13 protein-coding genes are annotated in these 15,727 nt (G+C 69.8%); 7 read left to right on the forward strand and 6 right to left on the reverse strand.

All coding sequences use genetic code 11. The annotated features are described in order from the left end of the window. The first annotated feature begins 107 nt into the window (after nucleotides 1-107). Complete coding sequence (gene ilvD / locus JHE00_RS21360) at nucleotides 108-1,952, forward strand: dihydroxy-acid dehydratase (RefSeq protein ID WP_200320863.1); 1,845 nt, start codon at nucleotides 108-110, stop codon at nucleotides 1,950-1,952. A 98-nt stretch (nucleotides 1,953-2,050) separates the two neighbouring features. On the opposite strand, the gene JHE00_RS21365 is transcribed toward ilvD, so the two are convergent. Next, nucleotides 2,051-2,701 (reverse strand): DoxX family protein, encoded by a 651-nt coding sequence (locus tag JHE00_RS21365; RefSeq protein WP_200320865.1) that lies wholly within the window; start codon nucleotides 2,699-2,701, stop codon nucleotides 2,051-2,053. Between the two features lie 170 nt (nucleotides 2,702-2,871). Here JHE00_RS21365 and JHE00_RS21370 point away from each other — a divergent pair, with 170 nt between their 5' ends. The 5 genes from JHE00_RS21370 to JHE00_RS21390 are packed head-to-tail and all read left to right on the forward strand — an operon-like array spanning nucleotide 2,872 to nucleotide 9,077. Further along, the gene (locus JHE00_RS21370; protein WP_200320867.1) at nucleotides 2,872-3,222 is read left to right on the forward strand and encodes a type VII secretion target; all 351 of its coding nucleotides are present in this window, start codon (nucleotides 2,872-2,874) and stop codon (nucleotides 3,220-3,222) included. Then, nucleotides 3,222-7,661, forward strand: a complete 4,440-nt coding sequence (locus tag JHE00_RS21375) for a DUF6531 domain-containing protein (RefSeq protein ID WP_200320869.1) — start codon at nucleotides 3,222-3,224, stop codon at nucleotides 7,659-7,661. The genes JHE00_RS21370 and JHE00_RS21375 overlap by 1 nt, the downstream gene beginning before the upstream one ends. Continuing rightward, on the forward strand, nucleotides 7,658-8,014 hold the full coding sequence (locus tag JHE00_RS21380) for a hypothetical protein (protein ID WP_200320871.1): 357 nt from the start codon (nucleotides 7,658-7,660) through the stop codon (nucleotides 8,012-8,014). Before JHE00_RS21375 ends, JHE00_RS21380 begins: the two co-directional genes overlap by 4 nt. Next, complete coding sequence (locus tag JHE00_RS21385; protein WP_200320873.1) at nucleotides 8,011-8,496, forward strand: hypothetical protein; 486 nt, start codon at nucleotides 8,011-8,013, stop codon at nucleotides 8,494-8,496. Before JHE00_RS21380 ends, JHE00_RS21385 begins: the two co-directional genes overlap by 4 nt. Before the next feature lie 2 nt (nucleotides 8,497-8,498). Next, the gene (locus JHE00_RS21390; RefSeq protein WP_200320875.1) at nucleotides 8,499-9,077 is read left to right on the forward strand and encodes a hypothetical protein; all 579 of its coding nucleotides are present in this window, start codon (nucleotides 8,499-8,501) and stop codon (nucleotides 9,075-9,077) included. A 382-nt stretch (nucleotides 9,078-9,459) separates the two neighbouring features. Here JHE00_RS21390 and JHE00_RS21395 read toward each other — a convergent pair whose 3' ends face one another. Further along, the gene (locus tag JHE00_RS21395) at nucleotides 9,460-10,374 is read right to left on the reverse strand and encodes a 2-hydroxyacid dehydrogenase (protein WP_200320877.1); all 915 of its coding nucleotides are present in this window, start codon (nucleotides 10,372-10,374) and stop codon (nucleotides 9,460-9,462) included. Nucleotides 10,375-10,453: 79 nt separating this feature from the next. Between JHE00_RS21395 and JHE00_RS21400 the strand changes: the two genes are divergently transcribed. Beyond that, nucleotides 10,454-11,638 (forward strand): PQQ-dependent sugar dehydrogenase, encoded by a 1,185-nt coding sequence (locus JHE00_RS21400; protein ID WP_200320879.1) that lies wholly within the window; start codon nucleotides 10,454-10,456, stop codon nucleotides 11,636-11,638. A 54-nt stretch (nucleotides 11,639-11,692) separates the two neighbouring features. On the opposite strand, the gene JHE00_RS21405 is transcribed toward JHE00_RS21400, so the two are convergent. From JHE00_RS21405 to gatC, 4 genes are read right to left on the reverse strand one after another with little or no spacing between them, the layout of a single operon-like run. Continuing rightward, nucleotides 11,693-12,199, reverse strand: a complete 507-nt coding sequence (locus JHE00_RS21405; RefSeq protein WP_307832045.1) for a hypothetical protein — start codon at nucleotides 12,197-12,199, stop codon at nucleotides 11,693-11,695. 5 nt (nucleotides 12,200-12,204) lie between these two features. After that, nucleotides 12,205-13,710, reverse strand: a complete 1,506-nt coding sequence (gatB, locus tag JHE00_RS21410) for an Asp-tRNA(Asn)/Glu-tRNA(Gln) amidotransferase subunit GatB (protein WP_200320881.1) — start codon at nucleotides 13,708-13,710, stop codon at nucleotides 12,205-12,207. Next, nucleotides 13,707-15,212, reverse strand: coding sequence for an Asp-tRNA(Asn)/Glu-tRNA(Gln) amidotransferase subunit GatA (gatA, locus tag JHE00_RS21415; protein WP_200320883.1), 1,506 nt, complete (start codon nucleotides 15,210-15,212; stop codon nucleotides 13,707-13,709). The genes gatB and gatA overlap by 4 nt, the downstream gene beginning before the upstream one ends. After that, nucleotides 15,209-15,508, reverse strand: a complete 300-nt coding sequence (gene gatC, locus JHE00_RS21420) for an Asp-tRNA(Asn)/Glu-tRNA(Gln) amidotransferase subunit GatC (protein ID WP_200320885.1) — start codon at nucleotides 15,506-15,508, stop codon at nucleotides 15,209-15,211. The genes gatA and gatC overlap by 4 nt, the downstream gene beginning before the upstream one ends. Between the last annotated feature and the right edge of the window lie 219 nt (nucleotides 15,509-15,727).

The following is a 15,727-nucleotide window of genomic DNA, read 5'->3' on the forward strand; positions in this document are numbered from 1 at the left end:
GGTGATCATGGCGCCGACCTGGAGATTCATCGGCGCGCGTCGCCGCCGTCGCCGCCGCTCACCGCCACCACGTGGGACGGTGATCGGCCGGGCGTAACCTGAACGTCATGCCTGCACTGCGTTCCCGTACCACGACTCATGGCCGCAACGCCGCGGGGGCTCGCTCCCTCTGGCGGGCGACCGGTATGACCGACAGCGACTTCGGCAAGCCGATCGTCGCGATCGCCAACTCCTACACCCAGTTCGTGCCGGGGCACGTACACCTCAAGAACCTCGGCGAGATCGTGGCCGAGGCCGTGAAGGACGCGGGTGGCGTCGCGCGCGAGTTCCACACGATCGCCGTGGACGACGGCATCGCGATGGGCCACAGCGGGATGCTCTACTCGCTGCCCTCGCGCGAGATCATCGCCGACTCGGTCGAGTACATGGTGAACGCGCACCAGGCCGACGCGCTCGTGTGCATCTCCAACTGCGACAAAATCACGCCGGGCATGCTCAACGCCGCGATGCGGCTCAACATCCCCACCGTGTTCGTGTCGGGCGGGCCGATGGAGGCCGGCAAGGCCGTGGTCCTCGACGGTGTCGCACACCCTTCGAGCGACCTCATCACCGCCATCTCGGCGTCGGCGAACGCCGCGGTGAACGAGGAGGGCCTCGACGAGGTCGAGCGCTCCGCGTGCCCGACGTGCGGGTCGTGCTCCGGCATGTTCACCGCCAACTCGATGAACTGCCTCACCGAGGCCCTCGGCCTGTCACTGCCCGGCAACGGCTCGACGCTGGCGACCCACGCGGCGCGGCGCGACCTGTTCAGCAGGGCCGGCACGACGGTGGTCGACATCTCCAAGCGCTGGTACGGCGAGGACGACGACAGCGTGCTGCCCCGCTCGGTCGCCAACCGCAAGGCCTTCGAGAACGCGATGGCGCTCGACATGGCGATGGGCGGCTCCACCAACACGGTGCTGCACATCCTCGCCGCGGCGCAGGAGGGCGAGATCGACTTCACGATCTCCGACATCGACGCGATCGGCAGGCGCGTGCCGTGCCTGTCCAAGGTGGCGCCGAACTCCGACTACCACATGGAGGACGTGCACCGGGCTGGCGGAATCCCGGCCATCCTCGGCGAGCTGCGCCGGGGCGGGCTGCTCAACGAGGACGTCTCCTCCGTGCACTCGCCGACCCTCGACCAGTGGCTGTCCACATGGGACATCCGCGCCGAGTCGCCCTCGGCCGAGGCCGTGGAGCTGTTCCACGCCGCACCAGGCGGTGTGCGCACCACGGAGGCGTTCTCCACGTCCAACCGCTGGTCCTCGCTGGACACCGACGCGGAGGGCGGCTGCGTGCGCGACGTCGAGCACGCCTACACCGTCGACGGCGGGCTCGCCGTGCTGCGCGGCAACCTGGCCGAGAACGGCGCGGTGATCAAGTCCGCGGGCATCGACGAGGAGCTGTGGCACTTCGAGGGCCCGGCGCGCGTGATGGAGAGCCAGGAGGAGGCCGTCTCGGCGATCCTCGGCAAGAAGATCCAGCCCGGCGACGTGATCGTGGTGCGCTACGAGGGCCCCGCGGGCGGCCCCGGGATGCAGGAGATGCTGCACCCCACGGCCTTCCTCAAGGGCGCCGGACTCGGCAGGGTCTGCGCGCTGATCACCGACGGCCGGTTCTCGGGCGGTTCCTCGGGCATCTCGGTGGGACACATCTCGCCGGAGGCCGCGGGCGGCGGTCTCATCGGCCTCGTGCAGGACGGCGACCGCGTGCTGATCGACGTCCACGAGCGCAGGCTCGAGCTGCTGGTCGACGACGCCGTGCTCGCCGAGCGGCGCGCGAAGATGGAGGCCAGCGAGCGGCCGTGGCAGCCGGTCGAACGGCAGCGCCACGTCACGGCGGCTCTGCGCGCCTACGCCCGCATGGCCACCGCGGCCGACACCGGAGCCGTGCGCGACCCGAACAAGTAGCGCGCCGGCGTCTCCGCGAACGACAAAAGGGAGCGTGGTCCACCGACAGGCGGTGGGCCACGCTCCCTTTTTCAGTACGTGCCGCTGGTCCGAACGGGTCAGCGGAAGAGCGCGATCACGACTCCCGACGCGGCGCCGGCGAGCAGGAAACCGACCAGACCGAACGCGAACGGCCGCTGCCGCCACGGCGTGTTCTTGTCGAGCGAGGCACGGCCGGCGCCGGTGAACAGCAGCGCGAACGCGAGACCGGCCAGCACGAGCTCGTACTCGAAGCCCCCGCCGTCGCCGGTGAAGAAGCGGCCGCCCGCCTCGAACTTCACGAAGATGATGTTGACGGTGACGCCCAGGACCGCCGCCGCGCCGAGCGGTGTGAACAGGCCGAGCACCAGCAGCGCGCCGCCACCGACCTCGGCGAGCGCCGTCATCCACGAGAGCAGCGTTGTCTGGCTCGTGTACCCGAGCCCGGTCAGCGCGTCCGCGAACCCGCCGAGTCCCGGACCGTCGAACAGGCCGAACTTCTGCAGGCCGTGGGCGATCATCGTGCCGCCCAGCAGCAGGCGCAGCACGAGCAGGCCGAAGTCCAGCCCGCCGTGCCAGCGGTTCTGGTCCTCGTCGGGCTCGAGCTCGCGCGGGGGCGTGAGGCTCGTCGTCTGACCGGCGGCGCCCGTCGCGGAGAACCCGCTGTTGTCGTACTGATCAGCACTGAACTTCGTGGTCGGCTGATCGAGCTCATCGTCGTGAGTACTCATGCGCGGGCAGAGTAGAGCATTCCGGGGCCGTACGCGTGAAACGTTCGCGAACACACCACGGCGAGCCGGGAACCATCGACGTGTTTTGTCCACGGAACTCGACGGCGCTACGTTGCGTCGGAACGTCGAGTTCTCGGGTTCGAGGGTCGCAGTTGACTGGGGGTTGGCGCATGTCCGGTGGCGGGCACCAGGTGGAGGCAGCTGAGTTGCGGGGGTATGCGGGTCTGTTGGACCGGCAGGCGCAGCATTTCACCGCGATCGAGCAGCACGCGCGGGACAAGGGCGGTGACACCAGTGGATACACGGGCCTGCTGGCGTTGCTCGTCCCGGTCGTCAACGGTGTCGTGAGCCTGTACGGGGAAACGTTGCAGTTCGCGAACGGGAAGATGACCGAGGTCCGCGAGAACCTCGACACCGCCGCCGATCAGTACGAGGCGCGCGACGCCGACAGCCGCTCGCAGATGGATCGCCTCGGCGGCAACCTCGACGGGGTGTCGCAGCCGCAGGTCGGGGGCGCGTGATGCCCGGCTATGCGGATGTGGAGGACCCGGGGGCGCTGTTGGCGCAGGACCCCGGCCTCGAGGGTGGCGCGAGCATCGAGGAAGCGATCTCCGACGCCGGTTTCCAGGTGCAGGCGGTCAACTGGGTGTGGGAGAAGGTGGTCGGCGAGGATCTGGTCTCGTCGATCATCACGCCGATCACCGGCGACTTCGAGCAGATCGCGCGGGGCGCGGCGCAGTGGAACAACGTGCGCGACGCGTTGCAGGCGGTGCGCAACAACCTCAACGGCGGGCTCGAGGAGCTGCGGCCGAGCTGGTCCGGTGACGCGGCGGACACGTTCTACGACCTCATCGGCACCACGTGGACGCTGGGGATCGAGGCGGACGCGCAGGCGGCGAAGCTGATCGGTATCGCGCTGTCGAAGGTCGCGGACGGCTCGAAGCGCGCGTGCGACCAGATCCTGGATCTGATCGAGAAACTGGTCAACAAGCTCATCGAGGCGGCGGCGATGCTGCCGATCCCGGTGGTGGGCTGGGGCCGCGCGGTGAAGCTGGTCTACGACGGCATCCAGATCTACAACGCGATCATGAGCCTGATCGACGGCATCCAGCAGATCATCGAGGGTGCCCAGCAGGTGATCCAGGGAATCATCGGCGTTGGCACGGCGCTGTCGAAGCTAGGCAGCGCGAACAGTGTGAACGACCTGCTGAACGTGGCCAACGAGGCGGGCCAGGGCATCGCCGATGTCCGTGAGGGCGCCACCTCGGTGCGCGAGGGCGCGACGCAGGCCTCCAGCGCGGCCTCGAACGCGGCCACGTCGGCGTCGAGCGCGGCGGACAACGCGAGGGGCCTTGCCGACGAACGCTCCAGTGCCCGAACGGACAACACGAGCAACAGCTCGACCTCGGACGGCGGCACGGCGGGCAACACCGCGGGCGACAACGGGCGCGGCAATCCGGCGAATCCCGACGGGCAGTCCACGGCCCGGCCGGACGATCCGGACAGCACTCGCACCCCGGAGCAGAACCGGGTGTGCGAGAACGATCCGGTCGACGTGGCCAGCGGTGAGGTGGTGCTGGGGCAGACCGATGTCGAGCTGCCGGGGGTGCTGCCGCTGGTGCTCAAGCGCACGCACATCTCGTCGTACCGGGCGGGACGGTTCTTCGGCAGGAACTGGGCGTCCACGTTGGACCAGCGCCTGGAGATCGACAAGGACGGCGTGGTGTTCGTCGGCGACGACGGCGTGATCCTGGTCTACCCGGAGCCGACGGCGAACCAGCCGGTGCTGCCGGTCACCGGCCCCCGCTGGGAGCTGGCCCGTTCCGAGACGGAGTGGACGCTCACCCAGCGCGAGACGGGCCGGATCCTGCGGTTCGCCGCGGGGCCGCACACCGTCCGGCCGCTGACGGCGATCAGCGACCGCAACGGCAACCGCATCGACATCGACCGCGATCCCACCGGCGTGCCGACCGCGGTGCGCCACCACGGCGGCTACCACGTCGACGTCGACACCGACCGCGGCGTGATCCGCGGGCTGCGCCTGCGCAACCAGTCCGGGCCCGCGATCACGTTGGTGCGCTACGGCTATCACAACGAGAGCGGCCTGCTGGCCGAGGTGCTCAACTCGTCGAATCGCGCGCTGCGGTTCGAGTACGACACCGACGGCAGGCTCACGCAGTGGACCGACCGCAACGACCAGTGGTACCGCTACTTCTACGACGGCGACGGCCGCTGCATCGCCAACCAGGGCTCCGGCGGTTTCCTCAACGGCACGTTCACCTACCAGACCGAACCGCGCACCACTCGCTTCACCGACGCGCTCGGCAACACCACGACGTACCAGCTCGACGCCCGCGGGAACGTCACCGCCGACACCGATCCGCTGGGCAACACGACGACGTCCGAATGGGACACCGGCAACCGGCTGGTCTCGCGCACCGATCCGCTCGGCCGCACCACGGCGTACACCTATGACGCCGACGGAAACATCACCACGATCACGCGTGCCGACGGTCGCCAGGCGGTCGCGGAATACAACGAAATGGGGCAACCCGTCGAGGTCACCGATCCCGACGGTGCGGTGTGGTCGCAGGAGTTCGACGAACGAGGCAACCGGACGTCGATGACGAATCCTGCGGGCGCCTCGTCGCGGTACTCCCATGACGATCGCGGCAACGTCATCTCGGTGACCAACGAGCTCGGCGCGGTCACGCGGATCACGGTCGATTCGGCAGGACTGCCCGTGACCATCACCGACGCCTCCGGCGCGGCACGGCGCCTGCAACGCGATCAGTTCGGCCGCATCGCGACGGTCACCGATGCGGTCGGCGCGGTGACGAGGTTCGGCTGGACCATCACCGGGCAGCGGTCCTGGAGAACTCTTCCCGACGGCGCCACGGAGAGATGGGCATACGACGGCGAGGGCAACCAGGTACTGCATGTAGACCCGTCGGGCCGGACCTCGCGGATGTCGTACACCCAGTTCGACCTACCGGCCTCGCAGACTCATCCGGACGGCAGCACGCTCTCCTACGCCTACGATCCCCAGCTCCGGCTCATCTCCGTGACGAACTCCCGAGGACAGACCTGGCGCTACGAACGAGACGCGGCGGGCAATGTCGTGGGCGAGGTTGACTTCGACGGCCGCGAGATTCGTTACTCCTACGACGCGGCAGGCCAGCTGATCGGGCGCAGCAATGGCGCCGGTGAGGTCACCGAGTTTCGTCGCGACCAGCTTGGTCACGTCGTTGAGCGGCGGTCCGGCGATCAGGCTGCGACGTTCGAGTTCGATCCGATGGGCCGCATGCTGCTGGCTGTCAATTCGGACGCAAGGGTCACCTACGAACGCGACGTGCTGGGCCGAGTCACCGCGGAGACGGTCAACGGGCGGACAGTCTCGTCGGAGTACGACCTGCTCGGCAGGCGGGTCTCACGTCGTACTCCGACGGGCACCGAGAGCTTGTGGGCATACGACGGCCGCAACCGTCCGCGTCAGCTGCGCACTGCAGGACGGACTCTGACCTTTGGGTTCGATCCCACCGGCAAGGAAATCGAGCACTCGCTGGACAACGGCACGACCATAGCCCTGGAACGGGACCGCAACGGACGAATCAGCGGACAGACCGTCTCTGTCTCGAGCTTCGGCGGAGTACCGGGCAACGGCAGGCAGCGACAGGTCATCCAACACCGGCGATACCGTTACCGGACCGACGGTTCCATCGGCGAAGTTGATGATCAACTCGCGGGCAAGCTGCAGTTCGATCTGGATCACGCGGGCCGAGTCACCCGGCTGAACGGGCCTTCCTGGACGGAGAACTACGCGTACGACGAGGCCGGCAATATCAGCGCCGGCAGTTGGCCGGAGCAGGACCGGGAGACCCAAGGGCCCAGGGAGTACGAGGGGTCGCGTCTGGTCGGAGCCGGCGCTGTGCGCTACTACTTCGACGCACAGGGCCGCATGATCCGGATGGTCCGGAAGCGGCTCTCAGCGAAGCCAGAGAGCTGGCGCTACGCCTGGAACGCGGATGATCGCCTCACCGAGGTCACGACGCCGGACGGCTCCCGGTGGAGGTACCGCTACGACGCCCTTGGCCGCCGAATCGCGAAGGAACACGTTGTTCCCGACGGCACCGTGGTGCTCGAACGCACGGATTTCACGTGGGACGGCCTGAAGCTGGCCGAAGAGGTGCGCAACGACAACACGGCCACCACATGGAACTGGCACCCACGCAGCTTCCGGCCGTTGACCCAGTCGCACAAGCTCGTCGCCGACCAGGACTGGTTCGACAAAGAGTTCTACTCCATCGTCACAGATGCGGTCGGTACTCCCACCGAACTGGTGGACGACTCCGGCTCCATCGCCTGGCGCAACCGATCGACGTTGTGGGGTCGCTCCGTTCTCGACCGATCGGGCGGCGCGCACACCCCGTGGAGATTCCCTGGCCAGTACCACGATGCGGAAACCGGGCTCAACTACAACTACTTCCGTTACTACGACCCGGAAAACGGGCGTTACGTCACCGCCGACCCCCTGGGGCTCGCGCCGTCGTCGAACCACTACACGTACGTCCCGAACCCGCTGAGATGGCTCGATCCCCTCGGGCTCATGAGCTGCGAGGACGGTGACGAGACAACTCTGTACCGCAACGTCGACGGTCGCGAGTTCGACTCGATCGCCGAGACCGGCGAGTTCTCGTCGGGCGGTGGCAGTTCGGAGGGTAAGTGGTTCGCATTGAACGGCGAGCATGCGGACCGCTGGGGCTCGGTCCTCAACGGGGGCGACGGAGTGACGATGGAGACGAACATCCCCAACTCCCTCGCCGACCAGCTCCACCACCATCCCGGGGGTAACCTTGACGGCATCGGTCCTGCGGTCTACGCAGACGCTGACCAAGTCGAGGAGATCAACCGCCAGGGCGACGGTGTTCGGATCTGGGAGGGAAACCAGGATCGCCGATGATCGAACATATCGAGAATCCAGCCGCCGTCGCCACGGTCACCTGGTTGCCGGCCGAGAAGGGCGGGCGCCGATCCGGCCCGCCCACTGGTCCGGTGTACGCGGCGACGACGGCGTTCACGACGGGCGACCCGATCGAGAGCGAGCCGGGCTGGCCGGCTACTGACCCGAGGACGATGAGCATTCTGCTCGAACGGACGGGATCCGCGCCCCAGATCACGGAGTCGATGCGAGTCGGATTCATCGCGCCCGAACTCGCTACCTCGTTCCTTCGTCATGGAGCGGAGTTCGTCGTTCTGGAGGGACCGAAGCCCGTCGCGCACGGCGTCGTGACAGAAGTACTGGAGATCGGATGACCAACCCCGACTGGTGGCAGACGCCGCAGATCCGCGAGGCCATGGCCAAGCTGGAGGAGGCCGAGGTCGGCCTCGACCAGACCATCGCCGACGCCAAGCAGATGGAGCGGCAACTGCCCCAGACCGGACTGTCGCAGCAGGACGTCGAGCAGATCGAGGCGCACGCCCGCAGCAAGGACGCCCCGAGGGAGCTGCGCGAGCTGCAGGAGCGTGTCGACCGCGGTGACCTGTCGTGGAACGACATCGCGGCCGGGCGGTTCATGGACGACCCGCAGGTGCGCAGCGCGCTCGAGAACGGCGTCGAGGGCATGCGCCAGGCGTACTCGATGATCCAGGAGGGCCACGAACTCGACGACATCATCGAGCCGGGCGGACCGCCGATCGCCACCGACGCTCCCCCGCGCGAGCCGCGCCCGTCGCGGCCCGGTGGCGACCCCGAGGACGACGACTACTTCGGCGGCTCGATCATGAAGCGCGACTGACGATGAACCCGCTGGCCGCGGCGCTCGTGAGCCGGGTCGAGTGGGCGGCGCTGCGGGCCGGACCCGGAACCGCGGTGGGCCTGCCGCGCGCGCTGCGCGGCCTCGCCTCGGCGGAGTCCGAAGAGGACGCCAAGGAGTGGTACTGGCGCGTCGACAACGTGGTCGTCGTGCAGGGCATGCTGCACGAGTCGGCGCCGCCGACGGTTCCGGTGCTCTTCGCGCTGCTCGCCGGAACGCTGTCAGGGCCGGCGCGCTACCGGGTCGTGGAGCTGTTGGTCGAGCTCGCGGGCGGTGAGACGGCTCAGTCCGAGGTCGATCGCGGAGACGCCGAGGTGCACCTGCGCTGCCAGGACGCGATGCGGCAGGGCCGGTGGACCGTGTACGGACTGCTCTCGGATCCTGATCCGCGCATCCGCATCGACGCGATCACATTGCTCGCTCTGCTCGAGGACGACGCCGCTCAGGCTGGGCCCGTTCTGCACGACATCGGCGCGAACGACCCAGATCCACGGGTCCGTGCCGAGGCGAACGCACTGTTGTCGGAGTACGGAACAGCTGGCGGAGAGAAACCACTTCGATGACCCAGCCGTGGAGCATCTACACCCCGGCGGAGCTGGCTGAGCTCGCGGCGGAGGCTTCGCCACTGACCCACAACCGAGAGCGGCGCTGTCCGACCTGTGGGCATACCGCCGTGCGGCGTTACCTCCACGAGCACCAGGGCTCCCGGCGCTCGGTCAACATGGCCTACACCTGGTGTCACCGGTGTCGTCGCTACACCTCCTCGACCGGGCCCTCCCTCGCAGGCACATACCGCTTCGACGATCCGGCAGACGAACTCGCTCGACTGCGCCGGCTTCGGGAGACCGATCTGCCCGGGTTGCTCGACCACCTCGATCAGCTGTGGACGGAAGGAGTGCTCCCGCAGCGGTTCGAGCGGCGCGGCTGAGGTCCTTCGGCCAGCGCTCAGTACTCGCCGTGGACCAGGTTGTCCGGCAGTTCCCCCTGCACGTAGCGCTCGAGTTCGGCCACCGCCACCGCGTACGACCGGCGCCGCGCCCCGCTCACCGAACCCGCCACGTGCGGCGTGATCAGCACACCCGGCGCCGTCCACAACGGATGGTCCGAAGGCAGCGGTTCGGGCTCGGTCACGTCGAGGGCCGCGCGCAGTCGCTTCTTGCCGAGTTCCGCCAGTAGCGCGTCGGTGTCGACCACCTGGCCGCGCGCGGCGTTGACCAGCACCGCACCGTCGGGCATCGCGGCGAGGAACCCGGCGTCCACCATGCCTCGGGTCCTGGACGTCAGTGGCACCAGCAGCACCACCACGTCGGCGTCGCCGAGCAGGTCCGGCAGTTCGTCCACCCCGTGCACGCCCTCGCGGGCCGAGAGGCCCACCATCACCACGCGCGCGTCGAACGGCTCGAGCCTGCGGCGCAGCGCGTTGCCCACGTCACCCGCGCCCACCACGAGCACGCGCTTGCCCTGGAGGCTGTCGCTGTAGGCGGGCGACCACGTGCGCTGGGCCTTGGCGCTCGCGTACGCGTCCAGCTCGCGATACATCGACAGCAGCGCGGCCACGGCCCATTCGGCGGTGGCGCCGCTGTGGGCGCCCCGGCACGTCGAGAGCAGCACGCCGTCGGGCAGCACGTCCACCCAGCTCTCGGCACCGGCCGTGAGCAGCTGGATCAGCCGCAGCCTCGGCAGGCCTGCCAGCAGCGTCCGGGCCCGCTGCGCCGCGCCGGGACCGGGGATGAGCACCTCGGCCTCCTCTGCGCCAGGCGGCAGCGGGCCGTCGGCGTCGTAGCGGATCGGCCGCACGCCGGCGACCTCAGCCAGCGCGTCCATGCCGTCGTCGTCGGGAACCAGCACTGTGATCGTCACGCAGACCATCGTGGCGCATCAGCCCGGACCCGCTTACTCGTGGTTCACGGTGCGCCGCCTAGGCTCGGAGATTGTGCTGATGGGGCCGCGGAGGAAGTCGTGGCCGCTGGCGATTCTGGCCGGCGGCGTCGTCCTGCTGTCCGGCTGCGCCCAGTTCGACGACAGCGCCGCCGGACAGGACTGGCAGCCCGCACCCGAGCTGACTCCCGAGGCCGGTCCCCAGCCCGAACTGCCGGAGGCCGAGTCGCAGTCGGCGCCGAGCGAGCCGCCGACGTCCGACACACCGATCCCGCCGCCCGACGGGTGCAAGGACTTCGACAAGGCCGTGATCGCGACCTGTCTGGACACGGTGTCCGCGATCGCGGCGCTACCCACCGACGGCTCGAGCATCGGCGCCCTCGCCGGTGAGCGCCGCAGCGGCAAGGTCTTCCTGGTGGGCGCCGACACGGAGAAGACCGAGTTCGCCAGCCTCGACGTGGCCGCCGACGGCGACGGCGGACTGACCGGGCTCGCGCTCTCGCCCACCTACGCCGAGGACGGGCTCGTCTTCGCCTACGTCACCACCCCCACCGACAACCGCGTCGTGCGCTTCGCGCAGGGCCAGCCGGCCAAACCGGTGCTCACCGGCATCCCCAAGGGCCCGAACGGCAACCGGGGCTCGCTGCTGGCCGACGGCAACGGCTCGCTGCTGGTCGCCACCGGCAATGCGGGCAACGTGCGCGCGGCGGACGACCCGGCCTCGCTGGCGGGCAAGGTCCTGCGCATCACCCCGGGCGGCCAGCCCGCCGAGGACAACCCCAAGCCCGACTCGCCCGTGCTGGCGGGCGGTCTGCACAACCCCGGCGGTCTGTGCAAAACCACCGACGGCTCGCGCATGTGGGTCACCGACCAGGGCCCTGACAAGGACTCGCTGTACCGGATCCAGCCCGGCAGCGACCTCAGCGCGCCGGCGTGGACGTGGCCGGACCAGCCCGGGGTCACGGGCTGCGCGGACTGGACCGACGTGCTCGCCGTCGCCACATCGGGCAGCGGCAACGTGCAGAACCTCCCGCTCACCGAGGACGGCTCGGTCGGCGGCGAGCCGCAGATCACGATGGACGGCGACAACGGCCCGAGCTACGGCAAGCTCGGCGCGCTCGATCCCGTGACGCCCGACGTCGCGGTGGCGGGCACCATCAACAAGGACGGCGGCGACCCGGTCTCCAGCGACGACCGCGTGGTGCTGGTGGTCCGCCAGCCCGCCTCGGGCTCGGGCCGCGACTAGGGATTCCTGCCGAGCGAGCAGGGCGCAGCCGGTAGCGGAATCGTCAGCCGCGCCCTAGCGGCGCGAACGGGTGCGCGGCGCCCGGAACTCGGCGCGGGCGGCGCGCAGGTCCAGCACCGCGGCCACCAGCGTGGCCAGCACCGCGACACCGGCGAGCCAGCGCCCGATCCCGGCCGCGATCGACACCCCGCTCTCGGTGAGCAGCGCGCGCTCCTCACCGCCGAACTGCCAGTCGATGAGCACCCAGCCCAGCACGAACGCCACCAGCGCCACCGCGGCCGTGATCAGCCACAGGTGCGGAAGTCCGCTCGTCCTCGCCGACGGCACGCGGCCGAACGCGACGACGAGCAGCCCGGCGAACAGCACGAGCAGCGGTGGGAACCAGGCGAAGAACGTCGAGTTCCACGCCGAGCGCGACACGTCGCCACCCGGCAGCGACGCGAGCGCCGCCTGGATCTCCTGGTTGTCCGCGCTGAGCACGGTCCACGGCAGGAACAACGTGACGAGCGCGAGCAGCCCGGCTCCGAGGCCGAGCCACTCGCGCCACGAGACGCGACTCACTGCGATCAGGCGCCCACGCGCTCGAGGATCAGCTCACGCACGCGCTTGGCATCCGCGGCGCCCTTGGTGGCCTTCATGACGGCCCCGACGATCGCACCGGCCGCCTGGACCTTGCCGCCGCGGATCTTGTCCGCGATGTCCGGCTGGGCGGCGAGCGCCTCGTCGACGGCTGTGATGAGCGCCGAGTCGTCGGAGACGACCTTGAGGCCGCGCTTCTCCACGACCTCGTCGGGCTCGCCCTCGCCCGCCAGCACGCCCTGCACGACCTCGCGCGCGAGCTTGTTGGTGAGCTCACCCGACTTCACCAGCTCGATCACCCGCGCCACCTGGGCGGGCGTGATCGGCAGGTCCGACAGCTCCACCTCGCGGGTGTTGGCCTGCTGGGTCAGGTACTGGACCCACCAGCTGCGGGCCTCGCCGGGCTCGGCGCCCGCGTCGACCGTGGCGGCCACGAGGTCGGCGGCGCCGGTGTTGACCAGGTCGCGCAACTCCTCGTCGGTGAGGTTCCACTCCTGCTGGATGCGCTTGCGGCGCTCCCACGGCAGCTCGGGCAGCGTCGCACGCAGCTGCTCGACCCACTCGCGGGTCGGGGCGATCGGCACCAGGTCGGGCTCCGGGAAGTACCGGTAGTCCTCGGCGGTCTCCTTGGTGCGGCCGGCCGCGGTGCTGCCGTCGGCTTCCTGGAAGTGCCGGGTCTCCTGCTTCACCGTGCCGCCCGCGGTGAGCAGCGCGGCCTGCCTGCTCATCTCGTAGCGAACGGCCCGCTCGACGCTGCGCAGCGAGTTGACGTTCTTGGTCTCGGTGCGCGTGCCGAACTCGCTCGCGCCCTTCGGCATGAGCGACACGTTCGCGTCGCAGCGCAGCGAGCCCTGGTCCATGCGGACGTCGGAGACGTCCATGGCCCGCAGCAGGTCGCGCAGCGCGGCCACGTAGGCGCGGGCGACCTCGGGTGCCCGCTCCCCCATGCCGACCACCGGCTTGGTGACGATCTCGATCAGCGGCACCCCGGCGCGGTTGTAGTCGAGCAGCGAGTGCTCGGCGCCGTGGATGCGCCCGGTCGCGCCGCCGACGTGCAGCGACTTGCCCGTGTCCTCCTCCATGTGCGCGCGCTCGATGTCGACGCGCACGACCTCGCCGTCGTCGAGCACGACGTCGAGGTAGCCGTCGAAGGCGATCGGCTCGTCGTACTGCGAGGTCTGGAAGTTCTTCGGCATGTCGGGGTAGAAGTAGTTCTTCCGCGCGAAGCGGCACCACTCGGCGATCTCGCAGTTGAGCGCGAGCCCGATGCGGATGGCCGACTCCACCGCCTTGCCGTTGACCACCGGCAGCGAGCCGGGCAGGCCGAGGCAGGTCGGGCAGACGTGGGTGTTGGGCTCGCCGCCGAAGAGGTTGGCGCAGCCGCAGAACATCTTGGTGTTGGTGGACAGCTCGACGTGCACCTCGAGCCCCAGCACCGGGTCGAATCGCTCGAGGACCTCGGCGTAGTCCATCAGGTCGGCGACGGTGGTCACGCCGAGACCCCCTTCAGGTCAGGAATCCGGTCCAGCAGCGGTCCGCGAGCGACCTCGTAGGCCGCACCGACGCGGTAGAGGCGGTCGTCGGCCAGCGCGGGGGCCATGATCTGCAGGCCCACCGGCAGGCCGTCCTCGTCGGACAGTCCACTGGGGACGCTCATGGCCGCGTTGCCCGCCAGGTTCGACGGGATGGTGCACAGGTCGGCGAGATACATCGCCAGCGGGTCGTCCGCGCGCTCGCCGATCTTGAACGCCGTGGTGGGCGTCGTCGGCGACACCAGCACGTCGACCTGCTCGAACGCGGCGGTGAAGTCGCGCGTGATCAGCGTGCGCACCTTCTGGGCCGAGCCGTAGTAGGCGTCGTAGTAGCCCGACGAGAGCGCGTAGGTGCCGAGCATGACGCGGCGCTTGACCTCGGCGCCGAACCCGGCCTCGCGGGTCAGCGACATGACCTCTTCCGCGCTGTGCGAGCCGTCGTCGCTCACGCGCAGGCCGTAGCGCATCGCGTCGAACCGGGCGAGGTTCGACGAGCACTCGCTCGGCGCGATCAGGTAGTAGGCCGACAGCGCGTAGGTGAAGCTCGGGCAGGACACCTCGACCACCTCGGCGCCGAGGTCCTTGAGCTGCGCCACCGCGGCCTCGAAGGACCGCTGCACGCCCGGCTGGTAGCCCTCGCCGGTGAACTCGGTGACCACGCCGACCTTCAGGCCCTTGAGGTCGGCCCTGTAGCCGGCCTGCGCGGCCAGCAGCACGGGCGGGACGGGAGCGTCGATCGACGTGGAGTCCATCGGGTCGTGCCCGGCGATGACCTCGTGCAGCAACGCGGCGTCGAGCACGGTGCGCCCGCACGGACCGGCCTGGTCCAGCGACGACGAGAACGCCACGAGGCCGTAGCGGGAGACGCCGCCGTAGGTGGGCTTGACGCCGACCGTGCCGGTGACGGAGGCGGGCTGGCGGATCGAGCCACCGGTGTCGGTGCCGATGGCCAGCGGAGCCTCGAACGCGGCCAGCGAGGCCGACGAGCCGCCGCCGGAGCCGCCCGGGATCCGATCGCGGTCCCACGGGTTGCGGGTGGGGCCGAACGCGGAGTTCTCGGTGGAGGAGCCCATCGCGAACTCGTCCATGTTGGTCTTGCCGAGGATCACCACGCCCGCCTCGCGCAGTTTGCGCGTCACGGTGGCGTCGTAGGGCGGGATCCAGTTCTCCAGCGTCTTCGACCCGCACGTGGTCGGCACACCCTTGGTGGCCAGCACGTCCTTGAGCGCGAGCGGCACGCCCGCGATGGGCGAGGCGGGCTCGCGGCCCTCGGCGAGGTCCGCGTCGACCTTGCGGGCAGCGGCCAGCGCGCCCTCGGTGTCGACGTGCAGGAACGCGTTGACGTCGCCGTCGACCTCGGCGATCCGGCCCAGGTGGGCCTGGGTCGCCTCGACGGAGGTGATCTCACGGCCGTGGATCTTGGCGGCCAGCTCACCCGCGGTGAGCCTGGTCAGGTCGGTCACTGTTCCTCCCCCAGGATGCGCGGGACACGGAACCGGCCTTCTTCGGCCGCGGGAGCGCCTGCCAGCGACTCCTCCTGGCTCAGGCTCGGCCGGACCTCGTCGGCGCGGAACACGTTGGTCAGCGGCACGGCGTGCGAGGTGGGCGGGATGTCGTCCGCGGCCACCTCGCCGACCTTGGCCACCGAGTCCAGGATCTGGTCGAGCTGGCCTGCGAAGACGTCCAGCTCCTTCTCGGTGACGGCCAGCCTGGCCAATTTCGCGAGGTGCGCGACCTCGTCACGGGAGATATTCGACACGCGGGTGACTCCGGAAGGGGGTTCTCAAGTTCGCGAGCGGGATGGTCTGGCTACGGGTGTTTCCCCAGGGCAGTCTATGGCGTGCGGCCCGACGGGCTCGACCGGGTTCTCGGCCTGTCCCGGGGCCCCGCGCACGACGGGCCAGGCCGGCGGTGGCTGGGCTCGCCGTCCGCGTTCTGTCACAATCATCGGCCGGCATACGCGCTCCACGGCAAGGAG

Source organism: Prauserella cavernicola (assembly GCF_016595675.1).
Classification (GTDB): Bacteria; Actinomycetota; Actinomycetes; order Mycobacteriales; family Pseudonocardiaceae; genus Prauserella_A; species Prauserella_A cavernicola.